Origin of the sequence: Prochlorococcus marinus XMU1402, assembly GCF_017696205.1 — a bacterium.
GTDB lineage: Bacteria > Cyanobacteriota > Cyanobacteriia > PCC-6307 > Cyanobiaceae > Prochlorococcus_A > Prochlorococcus_A marinus_AC.
Genome location: NZ_JAAORD010000002.1, coordinates 113,028 through 135,139 on the forward strand (window position 1 = coordinate 113,028; position 22,112 = coordinate 135,139).

The 22,112-nt window shown below is 28.2% G+C and carries 20 protein-coding genes; 4 read left to right on the forward strand and 16 right to left on the reverse strand.

Annotated features, from left to right (window positions below; translation table 11 throughout):
• Positions 1-6: 6 nt before the first annotated feature.
• The 10 genes from HA141_RS06830 to HA141_RS06875 all read right to left on the reverse strand — a co-directional run bounded on the left by HA141_RS06830 (position 7) and on the right by HA141_RS06875 (position 9,917).
• On the reverse strand, positions 7-978 hold the full coding sequence (locus HA141_RS06830; protein ID WP_209118197.1) for an SDR family NAD(P)-dependent oxidoreductase: 972 nt from the start codon (positions 976-978) through the stop codon (positions 7-9).
• A gap of 127 nt (positions 979-1,105) precedes the next feature.
• The gene (locus tag HA141_RS06835) at positions 1,106-2,929 is read right to left on the reverse strand and encodes an ABC transporter ATP-binding protein (RefSeq protein ID WP_209118199.1); all 1,824 of its coding nucleotides are present in this window, start codon (positions 2,927-2,929) and stop codon (positions 1,106-1,108) included.
• Between the two features lie 54 nt (positions 2,930-2,983).
• Positions 2,984-4,189, reverse strand: coding sequence for an N-acetyl sugar amidotransferase (locus HA141_RS06840; protein WP_209118201.1), 1,206 nt, complete (start codon positions 4,187-4,189; stop codon positions 2,984-2,986).
• Between the two features lies 1 nt (position 4,190).
• Positions 4,191-4,952: a HisA/HisF-related TIM barrel protein gene (locus HA141_RS06845; RefSeq protein ID WP_209118203.1), complete on the reverse strand. Its 762-nt coding sequence runs from the start codon at positions 4,950-4,952 to the stop codon at positions 4,191-4,193.
• Positions 4,953-5,570, reverse strand: a complete 618-nt coding sequence (gene hisH, locus HA141_RS06850; RefSeq protein WP_209118205.1) for an imidazole glycerol phosphate synthase subunit HisH — start codon at positions 5,568-5,570, stop codon at positions 4,953-4,955.
• Positions 5,567-6,703, reverse strand: a complete 1,137-nt coding sequence (locus tag HA141_RS06855) for an N-acetyl sugar amidotransferase (RefSeq protein WP_209118207.1) — start codon at positions 6,701-6,703, stop codon at positions 5,567-5,569. The genes hisH and HA141_RS06855 overlap by 4 nt, the downstream gene beginning before the upstream one ends.
• 3 nt (positions 6,704-6,706) lie before the next feature.
• The gene (locus tag HA141_RS06860; RefSeq protein WP_209118209.1) at positions 6,707-7,648 is read right to left on the reverse strand and encodes a hypothetical protein; all 942 of its coding nucleotides are present in this window, start codon (positions 7,646-7,648) and stop codon (positions 6,707-6,709) included.
• A gap of 34 nt (positions 7,649-7,682) precedes the next feature.
• Positions 7,683-8,741, reverse strand: coding sequence for a pseudaminic acid synthase (gene pseI / locus HA141_RS06865; protein WP_209118211.1), 1,059 nt, complete (start codon positions 8,739-8,741; stop codon positions 7,683-7,685).
• Positions 8,742-8,976: 235 nt separating this feature from the next.
• Complete coding sequence (locus tag HA141_RS06870; protein WP_209118213.1) at positions 8,977-9,414, reverse strand: hypothetical protein; 438 nt, start codon at positions 9,412-9,414, stop codon at positions 8,977-8,979.
• The gene (locus tag HA141_RS06875) at positions 9,411-9,917 is read right to left on the reverse strand and encodes a GNAT family N-acetyltransferase (RefSeq protein ID WP_209118215.1); all 507 of its coding nucleotides are present in this window, start codon (positions 9,915-9,917) and stop codon (positions 9,411-9,413) included. The genes HA141_RS06870 and HA141_RS06875 overlap by 4 nt, the downstream gene beginning before the upstream one ends.
• A 184-nt stretch (positions 9,918-10,101) precedes the next feature.
• On the opposite strand from HA141_RS06875, the gene HA141_RS06880 reads away from it, so the two are divergent.
• On the forward strand, positions 10,102-10,593 hold the full coding sequence (locus HA141_RS06880) for a GNAT family N-acetyltransferase (RefSeq protein ID WP_209118217.1): 492 nt from the start codon (positions 10,102-10,104) through the stop codon (positions 10,591-10,593).
• A gap of 19 nt (positions 10,594-10,612) precedes the next feature.
• Here HA141_RS06880 and HA141_RS06885 read toward each other — a convergent pair whose 3' ends face one another.
• The 3 genes from HA141_RS06885 to HA141_RS06895 are packed head-to-tail and all read right to left on the reverse strand — an operon-like array spanning position 10,613 to position 14,518.
• Positions 10,613-11,902 (reverse strand): DegT/DnrJ/EryC1/StrS family aminotransferase, encoded by a 1,290-nt coding sequence (locus tag HA141_RS06885; RefSeq protein WP_209118219.1) that lies wholly within the window; start codon positions 11,900-11,902, stop codon positions 10,613-10,615.
• Entirely contained in the window at positions 11,899-12,870 is a 972-nt protein-coding gene (locus HA141_RS06890; RefSeq protein WP_209118221.1) for a Gfo/Idh/MocA family protein, read from the reverse strand. Before HA141_RS06890 ends, HA141_RS06885 begins: the two co-directional genes overlap by 4 nt.
• 52 nt (positions 12,871-12,922) lie before the next feature.
• Positions 12,923-14,518, reverse strand: a complete 1,596-nt coding sequence (locus tag HA141_RS06895; RefSeq protein ID WP_209118223.1) for a CDP-glycerol glycerophosphotransferase family protein — start codon at positions 14,516-14,518, stop codon at positions 12,923-12,925.
• Between the two features lie 443 nt (positions 14,519-14,961).
• On the opposite strand from HA141_RS06895, the gene HA141_RS06900 reads away from it, so the two are divergent.
• The 3 genes from HA141_RS06900 to HA141_RS06910 all read left to right on the forward strand — a co-directional run bounded on the left by HA141_RS06900 (position 14,962) and on the right by HA141_RS06910 (position 18,906).
• Entirely contained in the window at positions 14,962-16,551 is a 1,590-nt protein-coding gene (locus HA141_RS06900) for a hypothetical protein (RefSeq protein WP_209118226.1), read from the forward strand.
• 271 nt (positions 16,552-16,822) lie between these two features.
• Positions 16,823-17,836, forward strand: coding sequence for a zinc-binding dehydrogenase (locus HA141_RS06905; RefSeq protein ID WP_209118228.1), 1,014 nt, complete (start codon positions 16,823-16,825; stop codon positions 17,834-17,836).
• On the forward strand, positions 17,824-18,906 hold the full coding sequence (locus HA141_RS06910; RefSeq protein ID WP_209118230.1) for a Gfo/Idh/MocA family protein: 1,083 nt from the start codon (positions 17,824-17,826) through the stop codon (positions 18,904-18,906). The genes HA141_RS06905 and HA141_RS06910 overlap by 13 nt, the downstream gene beginning before the upstream one ends.
• A gap of 169 nt (positions 18,907-19,075) precedes the next feature.
• On the opposite strand, the gene pseF is transcribed toward HA141_RS06910, so the two are convergent.
• From pseF to pseB, 3 genes are read right to left on the reverse strand one after another with little or no spacing between them, the layout of a single operon-like run.
• On the reverse strand, positions 19,076-19,762 hold the full coding sequence (gene pseF, locus HA141_RS06915) for a pseudaminic acid cytidylyltransferase (RefSeq protein ID WP_209118233.1): 687 nt from the start codon (positions 19,760-19,762) through the stop codon (positions 19,076-19,078).
• Positions 19,759-20,937, reverse strand: a complete 1,179-nt coding sequence (gene pseC, locus HA141_RS06920; RefSeq protein WP_209118235.1) for a UDP-4-amino-4,6-dideoxy-N-acetyl-beta-L-altrosamine transaminase — start codon at positions 20,935-20,937, stop codon at positions 19,759-19,761. The genes pseF and pseC overlap by 4 nt, the downstream gene beginning before the upstream one ends.
• The gene (gene pseB / locus HA141_RS06925; protein ID WP_209118237.1) at positions 20,934-21,953 is read right to left on the reverse strand and encodes a UDP-N-acetylglucosamine 4,6-dehydratase (inverting); all 1,020 of its coding nucleotides are present in this window, start codon (positions 21,951-21,953) and stop codon (positions 20,934-20,936) included. Before pseB ends, pseC begins: the two co-directional genes overlap by 4 nt.
• Positions 21,954-22,112: the final 159 nt, after the last annotated feature.

Sequence of the window (22,112 nt, forward strand, 5' to 3'; positions counted from 1 at the left end):
TACTGGTTAGAAATTATCCTTATACCAACCTATCATTCTTTTAATACCATCTTCTATTTCAATAGTTGTTATTTTTTCTTCAAGAATTGAATTAAGTAATGTAGTGTCTGAACTTTTTATAAAACGACCTTCTGGTTTCGAAGTGTCAAAAATTATGCGCGGCTTTTTACCTGAAACATTACAAATTAAATTTACCATTTCGGATATGGAAACTGTCTCATTGGTGCCAATATTTACAGTAATATTTTTATCTACCTTTTCCATTATTTTTAGCATTATCCTTGAACAATCATATGCATGCATATAACTTCTCCTTTGATTTCCAGAACCCCAAGCATAAAGTGGATCTTCATCATCCAATATTCTTTTAACTAGCATCGGTATTGCACTTGAATATTCTCCTACCCATCTATACCTTTCGCCATATATATTAAAAGGCCTAACTATTTTTAAATTTATATTAACAATTTCTGATAACAGTATAAATTTTTGCTCTAAAAATCTTTTTGCCCAACCATAACCTCTATTTACTCTCTCAGGATCATTTTCAAATAATTCTCTTTCTCCAATCAAATCGGGGCCCTTATCCATATAAACACATGAAGAACTTGTAATCAGCAAATTCTCAGGTTTAGAACTCTCAAAAACCTCCAATAAATTATTTGTTATTTTTTCATTATGTAGCAAAGTTTCTATATGATTTTTTGATGAATAACCTACTCCATAAGCTCTACTTGCCAAATGAAATAAATTTTTAGCTTTACCAAGAGATTTTTGGGTTTGTGATAAATCTTGTAAATCAGCTTCGATAATTTCTATTTTGTCTTCAATATGTTTTAAGTTCTTTAACTGACCTTTAGAAAAGTCATCAACAACAAATACTTTATAACCACTTTTAAGAAGTATCTCACATAAAAAAGAACCTATTAAACCAGCGCCCCCAGTTACATATATCTCTTTACATAAATTTTTAATCATAAGATATTAATTTAAAAGTTTGAAAAAAAATAATTTATCACTTTATGCAATTTTGTTAAAAATCAATTATATATCATAGGTTTTGTGGAATAAAAGATAATTTTTATAAATTAACTTTTCATTATTGCTAATTATTTATTTGTGAGTCAGCAAATTTTTTAAATAAAATTGAATTTTCATAAAGATAATTTAAGTCTCCTTGATCAACTAATCTACCGCTTCTGAACAAGAAAATATGATCCACAAATTTGAGAGTTGAAAATTGATGAGATATAGAAATTAATGTAACTTTTCTATGTAATTTATTAAATGCAGATCTTATTAAATCCTGAGAAATAGAATCTAGGGAATTAGTTGCCTCATCTAAAATTATTATCTCAGGATCTTTATAAAGGGCTCTCGCTATTGCTATTAATTGTTGCTGGCCTCCAGAAAGAAGTTTGCCTCTTTCTTTTAAATTAGTTAATAAACCTTGAGGTAAATTATAAACGAAGTTTTTTAAACCAACTATCTCAAGACATTTTAAAACTTTATCTTCATCAATATCTGCTAATTCAATACCAAAAGCAATATTCTCTTTTATTGTCAAATCATTTATCTTTGGTTGTTGAGGTACGTATCCAATCTTACTTTGCCATTTGTCAACACCAAATTTTTCTAAATTTACCCCATCCACTAAAACATTGCCCTTTGTTGGATTCAATAGACCATTGCAAATATCTACTGTCGTTGATTTACCTGCACCAGAAAATCCTACGAAACCATAATGTAATCCTTTTTCAATTTCAAGATTTATATTATTTAAAGAGTAATTTTTAGAAGAGGGATATTTATAATAGACATTTATTAAAGATAATTTATTCCATAAAAATGAAGAAAAATTATTATTTTTGGTTTTATCCAAATAATTTTCATGATGTACTTCTAAAAATATCTCCTTCAATTTTTTAGAAAAGACGTGTGCGTTAGAAACGGCATTTAAGGAATTCCCTAATTTGTTCAAAAGGGGGACAATTTTGAAAGCAAGTAAAGTTATGACAGTCATAATCCCAACAAGCCTACTCTGACTAATATCACTTACGAATAAAGCGGTGCCTAATATTACAACAGACAATTGGCTTAACATAAGTACTGAATTAGCCGGAAGAAGATTATAGTTTTCTATTCGAGCTTGACCATATGCAAAATCTTTCCACAAATAATTAAATTTTTTTAGAAAATTATTTTTATTATTTGAAAGTTTTATATCCTTTATCCCCTGCAGAAGTTCTGTGAGAAAAATATTTATTTCATCAATTTTAATTCTTTGCAAATTGGTTATTCTATTTGTTCTTATCCTTATGTACTTTAAAAAATAAAATATAAAAAACGAAATCAGGAATAATAAAAACAAGCCATATCTTGGAGATAATATAACTACACTCACAAGAGGAATTATTAGACAAGAAATATATCCTATTAAAAGAGGAATTTGTTTGATAACCCCTCTACTCCAGTATGCTAAATGGTTAGAAAAAAGATTCATTAATTTTATGGAGTTTTTCTGTAAATGCCATTCATAATCCATAATTGCAAAATTTCTTACAATATCGTTTCCCAACCTACTTTGACATCTTGCTGCAAAAATATTTAAACGATATTGAGAGTAAAGACTAATTAGAGATGAACTAATTATTATTAATGTTATTGAGAGTGATAAGTAAATAATGAATATGTTTATAGTTGGCGAACCTAATAAATGCCAAAGATAATTGTAATTTTTGTCATCATAAATTAAGTTTGGATTTAGAATTACAGAAACAAAAGGGAAGATAGAAAAAACCGTTAAAATATCAAATGAAAAACTTACAAAACAAATTAAACAGTAGATAATTAATTTAATTTTTTCGTTCTTTTTAAGAAGCGAAAGAGATGTTTTAAAAACATCTAATTGATTGAATCTTATTTTCATTATTGATTTTGTTTTTAATAATTTTTAAGAATCTTTTTAGATTAAAATAAAGCTTTAAGGGTATCCTTTCCCTACATTTATTAATTTTTCTCCAATATTCCGCACAATAGAACTATTAGCTTTAAACCCTATTTTTTTCATATCAATAGTAATAATTTTACTTTTTTTATTTTTTTCATTTGGATTTCTAATTTTAAGACTATCTAATATAAAATTAATACTTCCATTTTCTATACCAAGCCAATCGCAAAATAATTGATTATACAAAGATGGCATTTGAGAATAATACTTAATGAGATTTCGGGCATCTTCTCTTGAAATCCTTTTGTGTCGTATTTCTCTGCATGCATGATCAGTAACCTTGCTAAACCCATGTTTTTTTTGTTTAATAATGTCATGCATATTCATATAGAACCAATCATCAACATGATCAAAAGTATCGAAAGTCCTATTCAATTTCGATGATTTATAATCAAATTTTTTTATCATTTCTTTATGTTGCATCAAAGGGTCCCATCTTATATAGTTTCCTAAATAAATACCTCTAATCCCAATACTTTCAATTTTCGCTTCACTAGGGTATCTATACTGCCATATATCTTCTTCATTTAGAGAGTCATAAACTTGCAAAAGATCGTCTGGTTCATATCCCATTAAATCATGATCTTTTCTATATCTCCTAGTCATCTCTACATCATGAAGATGAGAAAACATTCCTACTTGCTCTAAGCCTTGATGAGCTCCCCATATTATCAATGGTATTTTGTGAGTAACTGCTGTTTGCACAGGGAATACACTCTGACCTGCCAACGCAGGCCATTGAAAACTTTTTAGTCTTCTCAAAGTAGTTTTAATTATTTTTTTAACGCTAGTTGGATTAACATTCATAGTCAAAATGTCACAGTTAAAATTCCTCCTTAGTGTTGCTAAATTGTGGATACCAAGGGGAGTGTTGTAGTAACGATTGTATGTAACCAAAAGAGGATTTAAACCTAATTTATTTTTAACATTATGTAAGATGTAAAATGAATCTCCAGCTCCAGTAACGGGGACAATACAATCATAATTTCTTGAATCTTTACTTTTATATGGCTTAACTAACTCAACTAACTTATTCCATCTTTCATCCCAATCAATACTGTCTTTTTCTTCATGAATTCTACATCCGCTACAAATTCCTTCATTATCAATAATTAAGCCCAAAGGATGATTTGAATCGTAAAGGCATCTTTTACAGGTTTTGAAACTAACTTTTTTCATTTTATCCACAACTTTTATGAAATCTTATTTGTTTAGAATTTAATGAATTTTTGATCTTTTTTATTGAATGTTCTTTATAGTTCAAGGTATTACCTATTAGTATTCCAGATATTTGTGGTGTAGAAAGTAACTTTGAAATTTGGTGATCGTTAACTATACCCCCAAAGACTAATATTGGCAGTGAAGTATAATTAATAATCTCGTTTACAAAATCGTCATTAAAACCACCAAGTGAACCCTCCCCTTCTTTATCAATTAAAATAATCTCAGATAAGCTTTGTAAATCAGAAATTTTTTTTAAATATATGCTTATATCTTCTTTTTTGTTTAACCTATGATTATAGTACGAAATTTTTCCATTATTTTCTTTTATTAGAGGAATTGAAGCTAAGATTGCTTGCTTACCAACAGCTTCAGAAATAAGTTTAATCTCAGAAATATTATCATAAATAACAGTATCCAAAACTATTCTCTCAGCACCTGAATTAATAACTTCAATTGCATCTTTACTATTCCTAATTCCTCCCCCATAAGTAAAAGGTGTGGTTAAGCCAAGAGCACTTATTGATTTGATTAATTCAAAATCAGGTCCATTGTTTTGTCTGTCAGTTGATAGCAAAACTATTTCATCTGCTCCCCATCTATCAAAATTTTCTGCTAAACAATAGGGTTTTCCTAGAGGAAGCCATTCTTTATAAGAAAAAGACTGAACAGCCATGCTGTTTTTTACCACTATAGTTGCAATTATCCTTTTTTTTAGCATCTAAATTACCATCTCATTAATTATTCTATCCAACAACTTCATTCCTGATTGTTGACTTTTTTCAGGGTGAAATTGCAGACCTACTGTTTTTCCTCTTCTTATAGCCGCTACTATTGGGTTATCTTCTTGATTAATCCTGCTAGTAGCAAATATAAATTCCTTTGGTCCTTCGTAACAATATGAATGATTAAAAAACATTGGTTCATTATCGCTTAATTTAAAAATATTATCTTTTCTAGTAGCCTCAATTGAATTCCAACCAATATGCCATCTTTGCCCTTTAATTGGCTCAATAGAACCTGGGATTAATCCCAAACCATCTGTAAATTTTATTTCCTTTGAACAATCAGCAAACAATTGCATCCCAAGACATATTCCAATTAAAGGTTTACTAGACTTATGAGCATCTTTTAAGTAAGAAACAAGATCATACTGATATAGATAATTCATTGCCGTGGGGAATGCCCCTACCCCCGGCAAAACAATAACATTTGCTTTATCAAGTTCATTTTTGTCTCTGCATATTTTTGCTCTATAGCCCAGAGTTCTTAATGATCGCAATACAGATATGTGATTCCCAACCCCGTAATCGAGAATTGCAATAGAAATTCTACTCAATACTTAAGCCCAAATCCAACTTTAAATTTTTTTTTGATTTTTCCATTTTTATCTATTGTGAACAATTTTTTATTCATATTGTTATGAACCTTATCCCAAAAGTAATTTTCTGATATCTCAATATACTCACAGAAACTTTTAATATAATCTTCTCCACAACAACCATCATATTTCTCAATAATTTCAATACCTTGCTTTCGGTTTATTCTTTTTGCCCTAATTTCTTCGTTCACGTAGTCAGTAGCCCTACCAAAACCAAATTTATAATATTTTATCATTTGATTTAGTGTTACCCAATCCTCGTCAAGTGAAGTAAGCCCATAGAGATCGCCAGAATTTTCTGGTACGTCGCTTCTTAACTCCAAACCATTTAAAGAGGAATAGAGACCATTGTTAACTAAAGACCAATCTCCTAAAAACCAGCCTAAATAGACAATTTGCAAATTAGCATTTTCAAATTCATCAATATCTGGATAAAGGTAGGGTAATAATATTCTTTCTTCAAATCCTTCATCTTTAATCCATTCGATTCCTCCTCCACTTAAAGTATTCATGAACCTTAAATTATTTCCGTCATAACCTGTTTTTCCTAAAGTCTTAAGATCTCCTAGCTGTAAACCAGGATTTTCTCCCCAAAAAATCAATGGAATTTCATATTGAATCGCTAATCTTGGCACAGCACTAAATAATGCTAATTCAGTAGACTTACACCAATTTGTAAATTTTGAGAACGATAGAGACATTAATTTTCTCCAAGTTTCAGGTGCAGGAGCAATAGTTCTCACATCAAATCCTAACTCTATCAAGTTCGATAAATTATCAACCCCTCTTTCAGTTATCTGTTCGGGAGGATATGAAATACAGACTAATAAAGGATTAAGTTTTAATTTATCTCTTATCCATAAAGCTTGCCTAGTGCTATCTTTACCTCCACTAACCCCAATAATACAATTATGTTTATTGGAACCTTTTATTGAATACTTATCTATTAGGTCTAATAATATGTCAAATCTTTCTTGCCAATCAACATTTTTTAATTTGGAAAAATAATTACAAGCCGGACATACTCCATCATTGGTGAATGAACTATTTGGTCTTGTATTAGGTTGTAAACAACTAATGCAATATTTCATAATTTAGAGGATATTTCTTAAGTGGATTATATTTTCATGGGGTAATCTACATTTTGGAGCCCATGGAGGCATGCTACTAAAGGTTGGCAATCCGCAATTCATAGAAACTACCAATGCTTGAGTTTCACATCCAAAACAAGCATCAGTATAAACTAAAACTTCTGCAAGATCTTTTTCTATTGTTTTTTTTACAGGAATAATATTTTCAAAATTCTTTATTAAATTATCGTATTTAGAAAATTCCTCAGATGGATGAAGCTTTATTTTGACTTCTCTAATTTCATCAAAAGGGCATATAACATTCAAACTGGATAACCTATTTAGGTTGGATAAAAAATATCTCATACTTTGAAACTCTCCTTTTTCAAATTTACCCCAACTTGATCTAATAGGCTCAGTTAGATAAAGAAGTTTTGAGGGTAATAAAGAAGATTCATATGTTTCTAAATTTTTTAAATAATTAACCTTTTTCTTGATATTCTCTAACCAAATATTAGGTATTTTAAAAATTGGAGTTTCTGAAAAAACTTGATTTGCTATTTTAAAAGCTTCGCAATCAGTTACCCATATTTCATTTGGAAGAATTTCTTCCTTTCCTCTACAAAATCTCTCAAAATAATTAACCCAATGATCAATTATTGCGATACTAAAAATTCCTCTTTCATGCGCTATTTTTCTTGAATTATGCTCTAAATCACTACTCCAGCCAGTACCACTAATGAGAAACTTTGTATCAATTAGAGATTCTTCTAATTTATAGTTTTTAAATTTTTTAAAATTATCTTTAAAAATTTCTAAAGCAGGACCATCTAGGCATAATTTCGTATTTTTTGTATTATTTTTAAAAATTTCTAAAAGATGATTGGCAGCTCCTGCATCATTTGCACAAATTGTAATTTGATGATCAAAGTTTTTTATTAAAAATCTATTTAATTTATTTATCATTTAATTTAAAAAATTTTAAAATATAGGATTACATTTAAAGAAATTGATCAAAGTTAAAAGGGGAACCTTTTTTAAAACTCTTATTAGCAGTTTTACCTATAAAAGAGGATAAAAGGTATGGTGGAGCCCCCATTCCCGGTCTTACAATTCTAAGATTTTTATACGTAAATTTCTCACCCTTTTTAATATCTCTAGCAACATAAATAGATCTTCTGAATATTAAACTTTTCTCTTCAGATTTGGTTGGGCCATAATTTATTTCACCAATTGCTTCCCAAGCTCTTTTAGATTCATTTACAAGTTGAGAAAACTCCTTTGGTTCCATTGAGAATTGACTATCAACTCCACCATCAGACCTTGCTAAAGTGAAATGCTTTTCGATCACACTTGAGCCAAACGCTATGGATGCTACAGAAACCCCAATTCCAAAGGTATGATCAGAAATGCCTACTTCACAATTAAAAAGTTGCCTCAAGTGTTTAATAGTAGAAATATTTGTATCTTTAGCATTTGCAGGATACGTGCTTGTGCACTTTAGGAGGATTATTTTTTCACATCCGGCCTCTTTGGCAGTTAAAACAGCTTGTTCTAATTCTCCTAAGGAAGCCATACCTGTAGAAATAATCAAAGGTTTACCTGTTGCAGATGCTTTTTTAATCAATGGCAGATGATTATTCTCAAAACTTGCTATTTTATATGCGGGAGTATCCAATTCCTCTAAGAAATCAACAGCTTCTTCAGAAAAAGGAGAGCTAAAACAAATAATTTTTTTTTCTTTGGCTCGTTTAAATATTGCTTCATGCCATTCCCAAGGTGTATATGATTTTTTATAAAGTTCATGCAAGTTTTGGCCCTGCCACAAGCTCGATTTATCTTTTATTTTAAAATCACCTCCCTTAACGTTTAAAGTCAATGAGTCAGCCGTATATGTTTGCAACTTAATTGCATCTGCTCCACTTTCAGCAACTGCATCAACAATTTCTAAAGCCTTTTCTATACTTTGATTATGGTTACCACTCATTTCAGCTATTATGAAAGGTGAATAATTTCTACCAATTTTTCTATTAGAGATCGAAATGCCTTCCTTAAACATTTATATTAAGAATTTTTAGATATTTTACTATAAATTAATTTAATGATCAGCTATCTTATTGGGATATAAATTTCTTAGTTGAAATTAATTTATTAATTTAATTAAACTTTTAGAAAAAATAAATTCAAATATGTATTTTAGAGTTTTAGCGATCATCAAAGAAAATTTTTTGCAAAAGAATATTCTTTTATGGAATTTGGATATTTAAAGTAAAATTGGAAGACTAATCAAATTTTTAAACATCTTTTTTCCTAAATTGAAAAGTTGATTGAATTTGCTCTGCACCTAGTTTAAGTAGATCATCTACATAATCATAATCACTAACAGAAACATTAAAAATGAATTGATTAGGTATTAAACTTGTAATTCCAGGTTCCGGAGAGAAGTTTTCTAATACTTTTGTTATGACATTTCTCCTATAAACTACGTATTCAGGGAGTAAATGTATGCCAACTGTGTTGTTGAAGCCTATGTATTGCGCTCCAATATGTGTATTTCCTTTAATTACTATATTCCAAGTTTTATAAGGGTGGTTTAATACAAATTTCCGATGATCTTCAAAAGATGGTAACTTTTTATGACTTATAGAAGCATTCCTATTTTTCAGAAGAAAATATAGGAATTTAATTTCTTTCTCATTTGGAGGATTACTTAAAGAGATGAGTGAAATCACGAGACTTCTAATGAATACATATGGAACCCTTCGTTTGTGGAAGGACAGGGTAAGAATCCTGCGGAAATAAATAAATTACTGCTTCTGTAGTTATTTTTCTTTATTTCAGCAAATATAAGACTTTTCTTTCTAATTTCGCTGTTAAAGAAACTAATACCAGAAGAAAGAAGCTTTAAACCATAGCCTTTCCCTCTGAAAATAGGAGATATATTTATACTGACTTCATAATGACTTTTATTCAAATTAATTAATTCAAACCTTAAAACACCAATTGATTTTTTTTCTGATAAATCTGTAGAGATTCCTAAGTAAATAAATTTATTAGGATCTTCAAGAGAATCTTTAAACCATTTTTCATGTTCTTCCCAAGTAATAATTTTAGGATTTCTTGATAAAGATCTTGTTTCATCATCATTTCTCCATTCCCAAGTTACTCTAGCGTGAAGAATATTAGCTTTTTCTATATGAAATTTATTAATTGAATCCATAGCCTTAAAATTCATTATCAAAAGTTATCAAATGTGTATTAAAAAAATATTGAACGAATATACTTTTAAAAAATGTCATAACAGAAAAAATATACTTTCTTTTTGAACTTTTAATCAAAAGATAATTTAAAAATTATTAATTCAAAAATAGTTATTATTAATTAAATAATGTTGTTAAATAAAATTTAATCACTTCAGCATGGAACTTCGTATATTAACGCCTAAAGATGTAACAAAAGCTTATGTTGATTGGATGCAAGATAAGGAAGTAGTTAAATACTCAGAAAATCAATATAAAATATTTTCAATTAAGAGCCAAAAAATTTATGTGAAAAATTGTCTTTCAGAAAAGGATATAGTTTTATATGGTATTTTCATCAATTCAAAACATGTTGGAAATATATGCTTAAAAGGACTAAATTCAACACATAAACGAGCAGAGTTAACCTATATGATAGGAGTTAAGCAGCTTTGGGGTAAAGGTTTAGGCAATCAAGTAGTAGAAAAAATTGTATTAAAAGCAAAAGAAGAATATAAATTAAAAAAATTATATGCAGGTGTTGCTAGTGAAAATATTGCGAGTAAAAAAGTTTTAGAAAACAATAATTTTAAATTAGAAGGAATAAGAAAGAAACATCTTTTTTTAAATGATAATTTTATGGACCAGCTTGATTACGGATTAATTTTATAATTATTTCACAAATTCAATTTCATTTTAAACTTTCTAAATTACTCCAAACTTTATTAAACGCCTTAACTATGTTATTGATATCTTTATCTGATAATTCAAACAAACACATTTCGAATCCCAAATAAGTCTCATCTTGTAGTTTTTCTGCGATTGGACATATCCCCTTTTTATAATTAATTTCTCTTTTACAGATTTCAGAATTCCAAGGGAAACCTTTAGATCCATAAGCTATTTTTTTCTGATAAAGGGGTAGAAGGTGTAAATTGACATATTGTCTACTTAGACCTTGTACGCCCTCTGCAATCAAAGCTTCATATATTTTATCTCTGGATATTCCTATAATTGTTATATCCAATTGCATGAAAAACATATAGTAAGAATGAGTACAATCCTCTTTAACAAATGGTGTCTTTAAGCCTTTTAATTTAGACAAACTTTCAGATAATTTATTAGCTGCTAATCTTCTTGTTTGAACAAGAAAGTTAAGTTTTTTTAATTGTTCAATTCCAATTGCGCATTCAATTTCTCCTAATCTAAAATTATGCCCAATCATATTACTTATATTTTTCAAATCAATTGCCTCAACTGAAGCCTCTGCATGATTTCTTATTAAATACATCCTCTCGGCCAGAAAATCGTCATTAGTAACTAATATTCCTCCTTCTCCAGTATGAATATGTTTATGGTAATTAAGGCTGTAACCGCCAATATCAGTTAACGTCCCTGCAAATTTCCCTCTATTCAATGCTCCGGGGGCTTGGGCAGCATCTGAAATAACCCTTAAATTATATTTATCAGCAATTCTATTTATTTCTTTTGTATTAGCAGGATGTCCTCCTATATCTACACTTATTATTGCCCTAGTATAAGGAGAAATATTTCTTTCTATTGATTCAGGTGATATACAAAAAGTATCTTCTTCAATGTCAGCAAAAACAGGAATTGCATTCCAATGAAGTATTGCAGTAGCAGTAGCGCACATTGTCCAAGTTGGAACAATGATTTCATCACCAGGTTCTATTTCTAAAGCACCTACCGCAGTAACAAGTCCTGATGTCCAAGAGTTTACTGTTATTGCGTGCTTAACATTAAAAAAAGCCTCACAATCTTTTTCAAATTCTTTTACTTTAGGACCCCCAAAAAAATCTTCTCCCCATTTACCTAAATATTTTGATAACAAACCGCTATCCATAACTTTCTTAACTGCGTCTGATTCTTCTTTGCCTATTGAGTTATACTTCTTAAAAGGTTCTAATATTGTTTTTTTGCCCCCAAATAGAGCAAGTGTTTTATCTTCGTTAGTAATCATAAATTTGACTTGATTTGGTTTAAAATCTTTTGTGTAAGTAATGCATCTTTACCAGTACATAAAGTAACTTTTTCATTTTTTAAAGCATTGTTAATTTGCTCAGTAAAATGGAATTGTATTCTATCAAAATCATTTATATAAAGCTTTGGTTCATCTTCTAATACTTTATATCCAACAAATCTTTGATCATTTTTGGATTTTCTCCATATTATTTGGGATCCGCCATTTTCGAAAGTTAGTTTACCATTAGAAAATATTAAATCTATATTATTTAAAAAAATATCATTGTTCTTATTTGAATAGAAAACTATATTTCCCTCTTCGAAAATTAATTCAAAATCAGGTTGAGGGTCCTTTTTCTTTTTATTAATATTAATGATCCTCACTTTTTTTACATCACCAAAATAAAATTGAAATAAATCAATAAAATGAGATGAAGTATTAAAAATACCCTTTGAATAAATGCAAATACCTTGAAAAGGTAAATGTATATTTTTCAATTTTAATTGGTTATAAATTTCTAAAAATGCTGGTTGTACTCTTCTAAAGTAATTAACAAATAATTTGCTCGAATTCTTTTTACATATTTCTACTATTTCAATCGCCTCATTTAATTCATAAGACAAAGGCTTTTCGCAAATTATTATTTTAGGTTTACCGTATTTAAAAATCTTCTTTATATTGTCAAGATGAGATTCAGAAGAAGTTGAAACAATTACTATATCAGGGGAGAGGTTAATCATAGCTTGTTTAATTTCATTAAAAGCTAGACATTTGTAATGTTTTTCAAATAAATCTCTAATCTCTTTCTTTATATCTACCCCACCTACTAATTTGAATTTCTCATTAAGATAAAATGATTTGCAGTGAGTAAGTATTTTTTCTTCACCTTGAAAATTCAAGTCATATAACATACCTATATTTCCAAGACCGATAATTAAAACTTTAGGTATTGGAGATGAATTCATTGTTTAATAAATTTCAATATTTAAAGTAAGCTAATTTTTTAAAATTAATTTATTACTTAATAACAGTTGTAAAGTTGCTACTATTTAGCATTTTGTAGGTATGGTAACAGTTTGTATTTGTATTAATCCATTCCCTTATTAATTTAATCTCTTTTTTGATTAACTTCTGATTATTAGAAATAATTATTGGTAATTTTTCTCTAAGTTTTTCATTATCACAATCATCTGGAATAACTAAATTTTTCTGCCAGTTAGGTATTCCAAAAAACAATCCAGCGAATAATCTTGCTCTTAACTTAGCTTTTTTCAAATCTATTAATGTATGCCATTTTTTTGTAAGTAAATCTAAATAGTCATCTTTAGATTTAGGGAATTTAACAAATTCGCAATCATGAAACCAACCAATATCTGTAACTAAAACAGGCTTACCCAAAGCAGCAAATTCAATAGCGGCTGTCCCATGATGAGTAACTAAGGCATCAGACTTTTCTAAGATATCTTTACCTGAGTAATCATAATTTAATAGGATAACGTTACTAGGTAATTTCTTTGGAAGTATATCTTTCAAGGTAATTCCACCGTGCCATTGATCACATGGATGAGGTTTTAATAACCAAATTACATTTTTATTATTACTAGCTGTCTTTATTGTGCTTAATATCCAATCTTTAACATCAATAAATCTTGTCATTCCCAAAGTATGCGGGTAATCATAAAAAGTATTTGAATAAATAGCAATTGTTGTTTTCTTGTTTTTAGAATTTCCAAAAATTTCTAAACTTTTATTTTTTCCTTGAAAGGCAAATCTACCGCTAATGTCAGAAGATTGACCGGAAACTCTATCTCTAATATATTCTTTACCAGTTTTAAGTATTTTTTGTCTTTGATGATCTGATAATGAATCCAAATCCTCCTTTTGAGGATGGCCAAACCCAAAATAAATATCTTTAGTATTAATTACTTTCCAAAATCTTGATACTCCAAAATCTCCAGCCAAAATAATCACTGGGATTTTTTTTTGAGCACTTATCCAAGCTAGTGGTGCGCATTGATATGAAAGGCAATGACTCAAAATAACGAGATCAGGTTTATAATCTTCCAAAATGTTTTTGGAGAAGTTAATAGAATAAAGAAATTTATATATGTATTTTTTTAAGTTTTTATCATTTAAATCTACAGTTGGTAATCTTTGCATTTTTAGAATAACGTCATACAAGAAAGAACCTGGAACATCAAAAGGTAACTTAATATTTAATATATCTTCCTTTTTTTTAATACTTTTAGCCAAATTATCAGCATCCCTATATAAGTCTGTTTTGAAACCTCTTATTAAATAGGTAATATCTTTTATACCGATAAAATTAAGCAAGTATTTACAAATTTTGTAATTACAATCCCATATATATGCCTTTTCTTTAGTTTTTTCAGAACTTATTGCAGCTCTAATTAACTGAAGTCTATAAAAATATCCTAAGTTATAAAAACCTCCATCAATAAGTATTCTCTTAAAATTATTTGTTTTAACTGAATTATTAGTGATAATTTTATTAAAAGAATAAAGAACTTTTTTATTTTTAAAATTTATAATGTGAGAATAAAAATTATTATGTATTTTTTGGCTAATTTTTACTTTTAATTTGCTGAACATTATTATTTAGTAATTTATAGACTTTAACATTATTTCTGCTTTAAACCAATCTTCATTTAGTCCCAAAACAATAAGATTATTTCATAAATATATAGAAAAAAAAGTTTAAATGATTAATCATTAATGTCATTTTTTTTGAACAATCCTAGGTAATTAATTTGATAAATTTGCTTTTCCAATAAGTTTTTCCAAGTCCTAATAATCTACGATAGAAAAATATTTCAGTAATAAATATAATTGTTCTCAATATAAATCTTTACTAATTTGCATAATCCTAATCATAATGAAACTACAAACCAAAACCATTGTCATAAGAAGATATATTAAATAATTAAAAGAATCTCAATGGAATGAGCAGCTTAGATTCAATTATCATTGGTTGTTCTACAAAAATTGACTTATTTAACAGGTAGAGCTACATTTATAACAATTTTTTAGTTTAAATGTCTCCTTTAACGAGAGGATTAATAAAAGATAGTCAATTATTAGAGTCAAATATTGTAAAAAGAGCAGCAGCATTATTCACAATATTTGATCTGAATTATGTGGATACTTATCTTCTTTTCCAAAACTATTGGAATTGGAAAAGAGGTATAGAAGTTATTGGAATTATTTCCTTAAGAAACAAATCTGGTAAATTAATAACTTCACAAAAAATAAAAAAGTTATCAAATACTAATTCTTTCTCCGTCAAAAAAATCTGCGAAAAAGAAAAGATTCCTTTTTCATATTTAGAGCACGGCACCGTAGAGATTGAAATAATTTCAAGAGATAATTTATACTTCCCATTTCCAGCAATAATAGGATTATTCAAGTCAAATTCTGGTCACTTTTCATCAGTACATGCTGCAGGCAGAACAACTGATAGATTTAATTCACAGAAATTCTCTGAAACAAATTTTTATTCCAAATTTAGTAATCAATATAAACCTTTTATTCATTTATTTAATGGCAAAGAAGGAAAACTTGATAACTTATCAATAGAGATAAAGTCCAAGGGTGAAGCAATTTCATCGCCAATAAAGAGATTAGATAAACCTTTTCAATCTGAAGTTATTTTTATAGATAATTATTTTAATATTGATAAAAGTAAAGAAACTATATGTTTAAGAAGTGAGTCTTCAAAAAGCAGAGAAATTGCTATTGATGATAATACTATTATTTTGGTTAAAGGTACTTGTGAAAGTATATTTCCAAGATTTATAGTTGGGAATTATGATCTATATAATAATTATCCATGTGTGACACATACTTTTAGAGAAATTACTAATAAAGACGAGATTCAATATACACATGAGGAAAAAAATTCATCTACTATCGCGTTGCCTGTTTTACATGAAGATATAGACCTTAAAATAATTATTTATCCAACTATATCACCTGAGAAAACAGAAGTTGAAGTTAGAGCATTTGATTTAAACTCATTAAGTTTGCTAAAAAGATATTCACAAAAAGATTTATCTTCAAAAGAAGGAAAACCTATTGTTCAATCATCAAATATTAATCAAAATTTGGGGATTGGACTTATTGCTCAATCTTATTCAGAAATTAAAAACTTGCCCGCAAGAATTCCAGTAAATTTACTTTATTCACTAAAAAATATTAAATCTAGTCTTCATACAGATATTGCTTTGCAAATGAGAACAAAATTTGCAAAAAGAAAAATCAATTTTTGGTATAACAATATTTTGGATAAAGATTATATAAATATAATTTTAGGCTCTTCATTTATGGGAAGAAGTTTTGATTCTAATAATAAGCAAGATCTTAAATTTAGGCTTATTTTTAATATTGAAAAATCAAATACTTTTCATGAAAAAAATTTCCATTTTGATAATTCTGAATCAAGATCTTTTTTAATAAATTTAAACGAAATTTTCAAAGATGAAATTTATTCAATTTTAAATAACATTAGTAATGAATTAATTACTTTTTCATGGCGTATAGAGCTACTTAATGGAGAGATGCAAGATCTTTATTGTTTAACATTTAATAAAAAAATAGGTTGTCTATTCGGTGATCATAGCTTTTAAGATAAAATAACTTATTAAGTTTTAAAAATTTGATTCTAAAACGTGAAAAAGATGAAAATCATCTAAAAGTTTTATTTTTCTATTTAAATAAAAAATTATCCATTAAATCAAATTTTCGAAATATAACTAAAGTAAATCCCATCTAAAAACCAAAAAATTACAGAATAAATTCAACTATAAAATAATTATATTTAAGTTGCTATAGTGAAATATAAATTAATTTCCTAATTAATTTATTTTTATTCAATTAATGAAAAATTATAAATAATTAATGTCTAATTTATATGATTCAGATGTAATTTGGCTTGACTCACCACGTAATATTTCAATTAAGCGTGAGCAATTATTTCCACCAGTATCAAAGGAAATTATATGTAAAACAATTGTTACTGCTATATCAACAGGAAGTGAAATAAGTCATTTTTTAGGATTTCCCCCTCTTGTTCCAAGAAAGAGTAATTTCCCAAGAAAACTTGGCTATTGTAATGTATCTGAAGTAAAAGCAATCGGTAAAGATGTAAATTCTGTTCAAAAAGGAGATAGGATTCTTTCATTCGCCACTCATAGAAGCAGCTTTTTACTTCAAGAAAGTGACATTAAATATATATTACCTAAACATTCTAATTCAGATTTAATAAGTACTTCTTATCTTTATCATCTTGGATATGATGCTGTATTAAAATCGGGAATTAAACTTGGTAGTAAAGTTTTAGTAATTGGATTAGGTTTATTAGGTCTAACAAGTGTTTGCATGGCTAAATTAGCTGGTGGAATTGTTACTGCTATTTCTGATAACAAATCAGCCCAAGATATCGCAATTCAGAATGGAGCAATTGAAACATATTCTAGAGATGAAATATTAAAAAAAAATATCGAAGAAGCTTTAGAATTTGATGTGATTGTGATAACAACTAATAAATGGACTGATCTTAAAATTGCTCTTGAGAGTGCTTCTCAAAAAGGAAATATTTCTATTCTGGGACATTTAGGAAGAGGTGAAGAAAAAATAAATTTCAATCCATTTAGCTCTCAATATTTTCAAACAAAACAACTTAGTATAAATGCCGTAGGCCTCTCTCCTGAATTCCCTGATGAAAGAGGTTTTTTGAGATTTAACGAGATAGATAATTTGAAATTTATAGCATCACTAATTAATGAAAAAAAAATTAAGCCTGAAACAATAATTAGTGGTTCATACTTTTATAAAGATATTACTAAAGCTTATGATAATATTTCTACTCGAAAAGGTTCTCCTATTACTTTTCTAATAAAATGGCAAGAATAATCGACTCAGCAGTAGTCGGCTGTGGCCGTATGGGTTGCACTACCTCTGATTGGGTAAAAAAATATGCTCCCAAATATTTTTTCCCTCTTTCTCATGCAGACGCTATACACCAACATAAATATTTAAATTTAAAAGCACTATGCGATACAAACAATGAAACCCTTGATAAGGTTGCAAATCATTTTCAAGTTAAAAATAAATATTTAGATTTTAACAAGATGCTTCAAGCTATTAACCCAGAATTAATTACTATAGCAACAAGAACAAATATTAGATCACATATTATTCATAGGGCTTATGATTTTGGAGTAAAAGCTATGCATGTTGAAAAACCACTATGCAATAGCATGAGAGAGCTATTATCTCTTGAAAAGATTTTAAATGAAGAGGATTTCTATTTTACTTGGGGTGCTATTAGAAGATATTTATTACCTTATCAACAAGCATTAAAATTAGTGGAAAGCGGAGTTTATGGAAAACTTCAAGAAATAAAAATTAATTTTGGATCTTCATCTTTATTTTGGACACATCCACATTCAATTGATCTTATTATTTGGGCAGCAGGGAATAGGAAATTAGAATCAATTCAGGCTTATCTTGGCCATTTGGATAATAATCAAAAAAAGAATGTAATTGAAAATGATCCAGAAGTATTAAGTTCAATTTTGTATTTTGATGATGGAGTTATTGGAAATATAACCAGAGGAAATGGATTAGATTTTATACTTACTTGCGAAAATGCCGAATTAAATGTTCGTGCAGATGGACATGAAATAGTGATTTATTTAAGTGAAAACAATGATTACCCGCAATATAAAAAAGTAGATTTATCTAAGACATTAGAAATGCAAGGAACCCTTGCTCCATTAAATCAGTTATTTTTATGCCTTACCAATAATAAAGAGTTTATAAAAAATAATCTCTTAATTAAGAGAGATATTTTAAAAACTCAGAGAATTTGTTTTGCTATTCTTCAAAGTCATTTGCAAGGCTCTATCCCAATTAGTTTAAATGAAATTGATGAAGATTTAACTATTATGGGTAAATCAAAGGAAGGATTTTTTTCATAAAAATATAGAATTAATAAATTATTTTAAGTCTCTTCATAAGTAATTTTAATCAATTAAATTTTCAATAATTATTTAATTATTATTGATAAATTTTTAAAATTTTAAATTTTAGACATTACTATTTTTAGGTTTTAACTGATTTCCCTTTTTAATCTTGTGAATAAATAAATTAGTAATTTAAAGATTTAAACATCATTTCTGCTCTTAACCAATCCTCTTCATTATCTATATCCTGAACCTTATATCTTGGAATAATTATTGGCAAAGAGTTATCTTGAAAAATATTTTTATTTGATAACCATGCTGATGCTCTACCCCAATAAAACTGTGCGGCATCATGAAAACATGATTCCAAGTCTTGAGATCTAGTATTAAATTCTTGAGGGAAAAACATCAAAGATCGATTATTTTTATCAATTTTTATCGCTCTTTGTATTGGGAAAGGAAAACTTGTAGCAGAGAAAGCAAAGTTTGCTTTTTCATCAGCAATTTTTTTTAATCCTAATTTAATGTATTTTGATTCAATAAATGGAGCAGTAGCATATATACAACAAGCGTACTCAACTTTTCCATATTGTTTATTTACAAAATCTATTGCATGTTTTAATACAGGGATTGTAGGAGTGTGATCATCTGACAAATCTGTAGGTCTTATAAATGGAACTTCAGCTCCAAAATTTTTGCTAATTGCGGAAATTTCATCGCAATCGGTGGATACAATAACTTTATCAAAACATTCACTCTTTAATGCAGCCTCTATAGACCACTTTATTATTGGTTTTCCGCAAAATAACCTAATATTTTTTTTAGGAATTCTTTTACTTCCCCCTCTTGCTGGAATAACGCATATATTCATTTAATTAAATCTTTAAGATAATTTATTACTTGCATTTGATTTTTTTTATTTAAACCAGGGAAAAGTGGTAGAGACATCGCTTTTTTTGCATAAATTTCAGATTGAGGAAAATCTCCATATTTAAAACCTAATTTTTTGTAAAAAGGATGCGTATGAATAGGAATATAATGGAGTTGGACTCCAATATTTTTCATTCGCATATTTTTAAAGATTTTTTTATGTTCCTCTGGATCATCGGTATTTAACTTTATAATTCCCAAATGTACAGCTGATTTGCAATCTTCTGGTATTTCTAAAAAAGAAATTTTTAAATTTTTTCCCAAAGACTTATAAATTTTTAAAATCTTATTTCTTTCTTCTATTATCTTTCTCAACCTTTTTAATTGACTAATTCCTAATGCTGCATGTATGTCAGATAATCTATAGTTAAAACCTAAATTAATTTGTTCATAATGCCATAAACCTTCCTCTTTCGAAAAAAATTCACTTTCATTTTTATTAATACCATGGCTCCTTAATTCAGTCATTTTTTTTGCAAGAAAACTTGAGTTTGTTGTGGCTATACCACCTTCTCCAGTTGTTATTATTTTTACAGGATGAAAGCTAAAAACAGTAATATGACTATATTTACAATTTCCAATTGGTTGATTTTTATATTCCCCTCCCAAGGCATGACTCGCATCCTCAATAATCTTAAAATTATATTTATTTGATAATTTATATATCTTTTCCATGTTGCATGATGTGCCTGCTAGATGAACTGGGACTATAACTTTAGGTAATTCTTTTTTGAGTGCTGCAGTTTCTAACTTTTTTTCCAATAAGTTTTCATCTATTAATCCACTTCTCGGATTAATATCAACAAAGTCAACTATTGCTCCGCAATAGAGTGCGCAGTTTGATGAGGCAACAAAAGAAATAGGTGAAGTCCACAATCTATCTCCTTTTTTAAGATCTAACGCTAAACATGCAATATGAAGTGCGCTTGTAGCACTATTAACAGCTACTGCATATTTAGATTCAACAATTTTTGATAAATTCTCTTCAAATTGAGGCACCTTTGGACCCTGTGTTAAAAAATTAGATTTTAATGTTCTAACAACCGCACTAATATCTGATCTAGTTATCTTTTGCTTTCCATAAGGCAGATATTTATTTTTATCGAAATTTATCATATTGGAATAAATTTATTATCTACATGCTTTTTGATTAATTCCCTTAATCTGTCTGAAGATAAAAATTCATCATTTTTGTTTGAAATGTAAGAGAATCCCTCTTCAACTGCTTTAAATCTCATTTTCATTTTATTGAAGTGAAATTTTGGTTCATAATTAGCAGGAAGGATTATGTAATATTTACCGATATCAAAAGTGTTTACACTATCAGATGTAGTAATCATTTCCTCATGAAGTTTCTCTCCTTCTCTAATACCTAAAATTTTCTTATCACAATTTGGTCCAATTGCTTGAGCAAGATCAGTAATTTTATAACTTGGAATCTTTGGGATAATTATTTCCCCACCAACAGCATTTTCAATGGCCCATAGTACCATTCTAATTGACTCCTCTAAAGTTATATTAAACCTAGTCATTCTCTTATCTGTAATTGGTATAATTCCTTTTTTAGCCTCCTCAATAAATAATGGAATGACTGATCCTCTGGACCCCATTACGTTTCCATATCTGACACAAGAAAAAATCATATCTCTATCTCCCTTTATATTGTTAGCAGCAACAAATAACTTATCTGCACATAATTTTGTGGCTCCATAAAGATTGATTGGAGCTGCGGCTTTATCAGTACTAAGAGCTATTATTCTTTTTACATTCTTTTCAATACATGCCTGTACCAAATTTTCAGAACCTAAAATATTCGTTTTTATAAATTCAATAGGATTGTATTCAGCTGCATTTACTTGCTTTAGAGCGGCTGCATGAATTACTATGTCAATTTTTTCTAATGCGCTAATTAGTCGTTCCTTATCTCTTATATCTCCAATAAAATATCTTAATTGTGGATATTTTTTTAAAGGAAATTTCTGTTGGAGTTCCCATTGTTTTAGTTCATCTCTACTAAAAATTACAATTCTAGCAATATCTGGATATTTCTTTAATATTGCAGATAAAAAAGCTTTTCCAAAGCTCCCAGTACCTCCAGTTATTAAAATTTTCGAGTCTTTAATTAGAGACATTAATTAATAGATCTTAAAAAATTAAACAGGGAAATTTAAAAATCTCATTTCTTATATTAATTGATAAGATCTACAAATTAATTAAATACTGAAGATAGAATATTTTTATGAAATAATTTTTGCAAAATTTAAATTTCTAGATTTAATATTTTTTGTTTA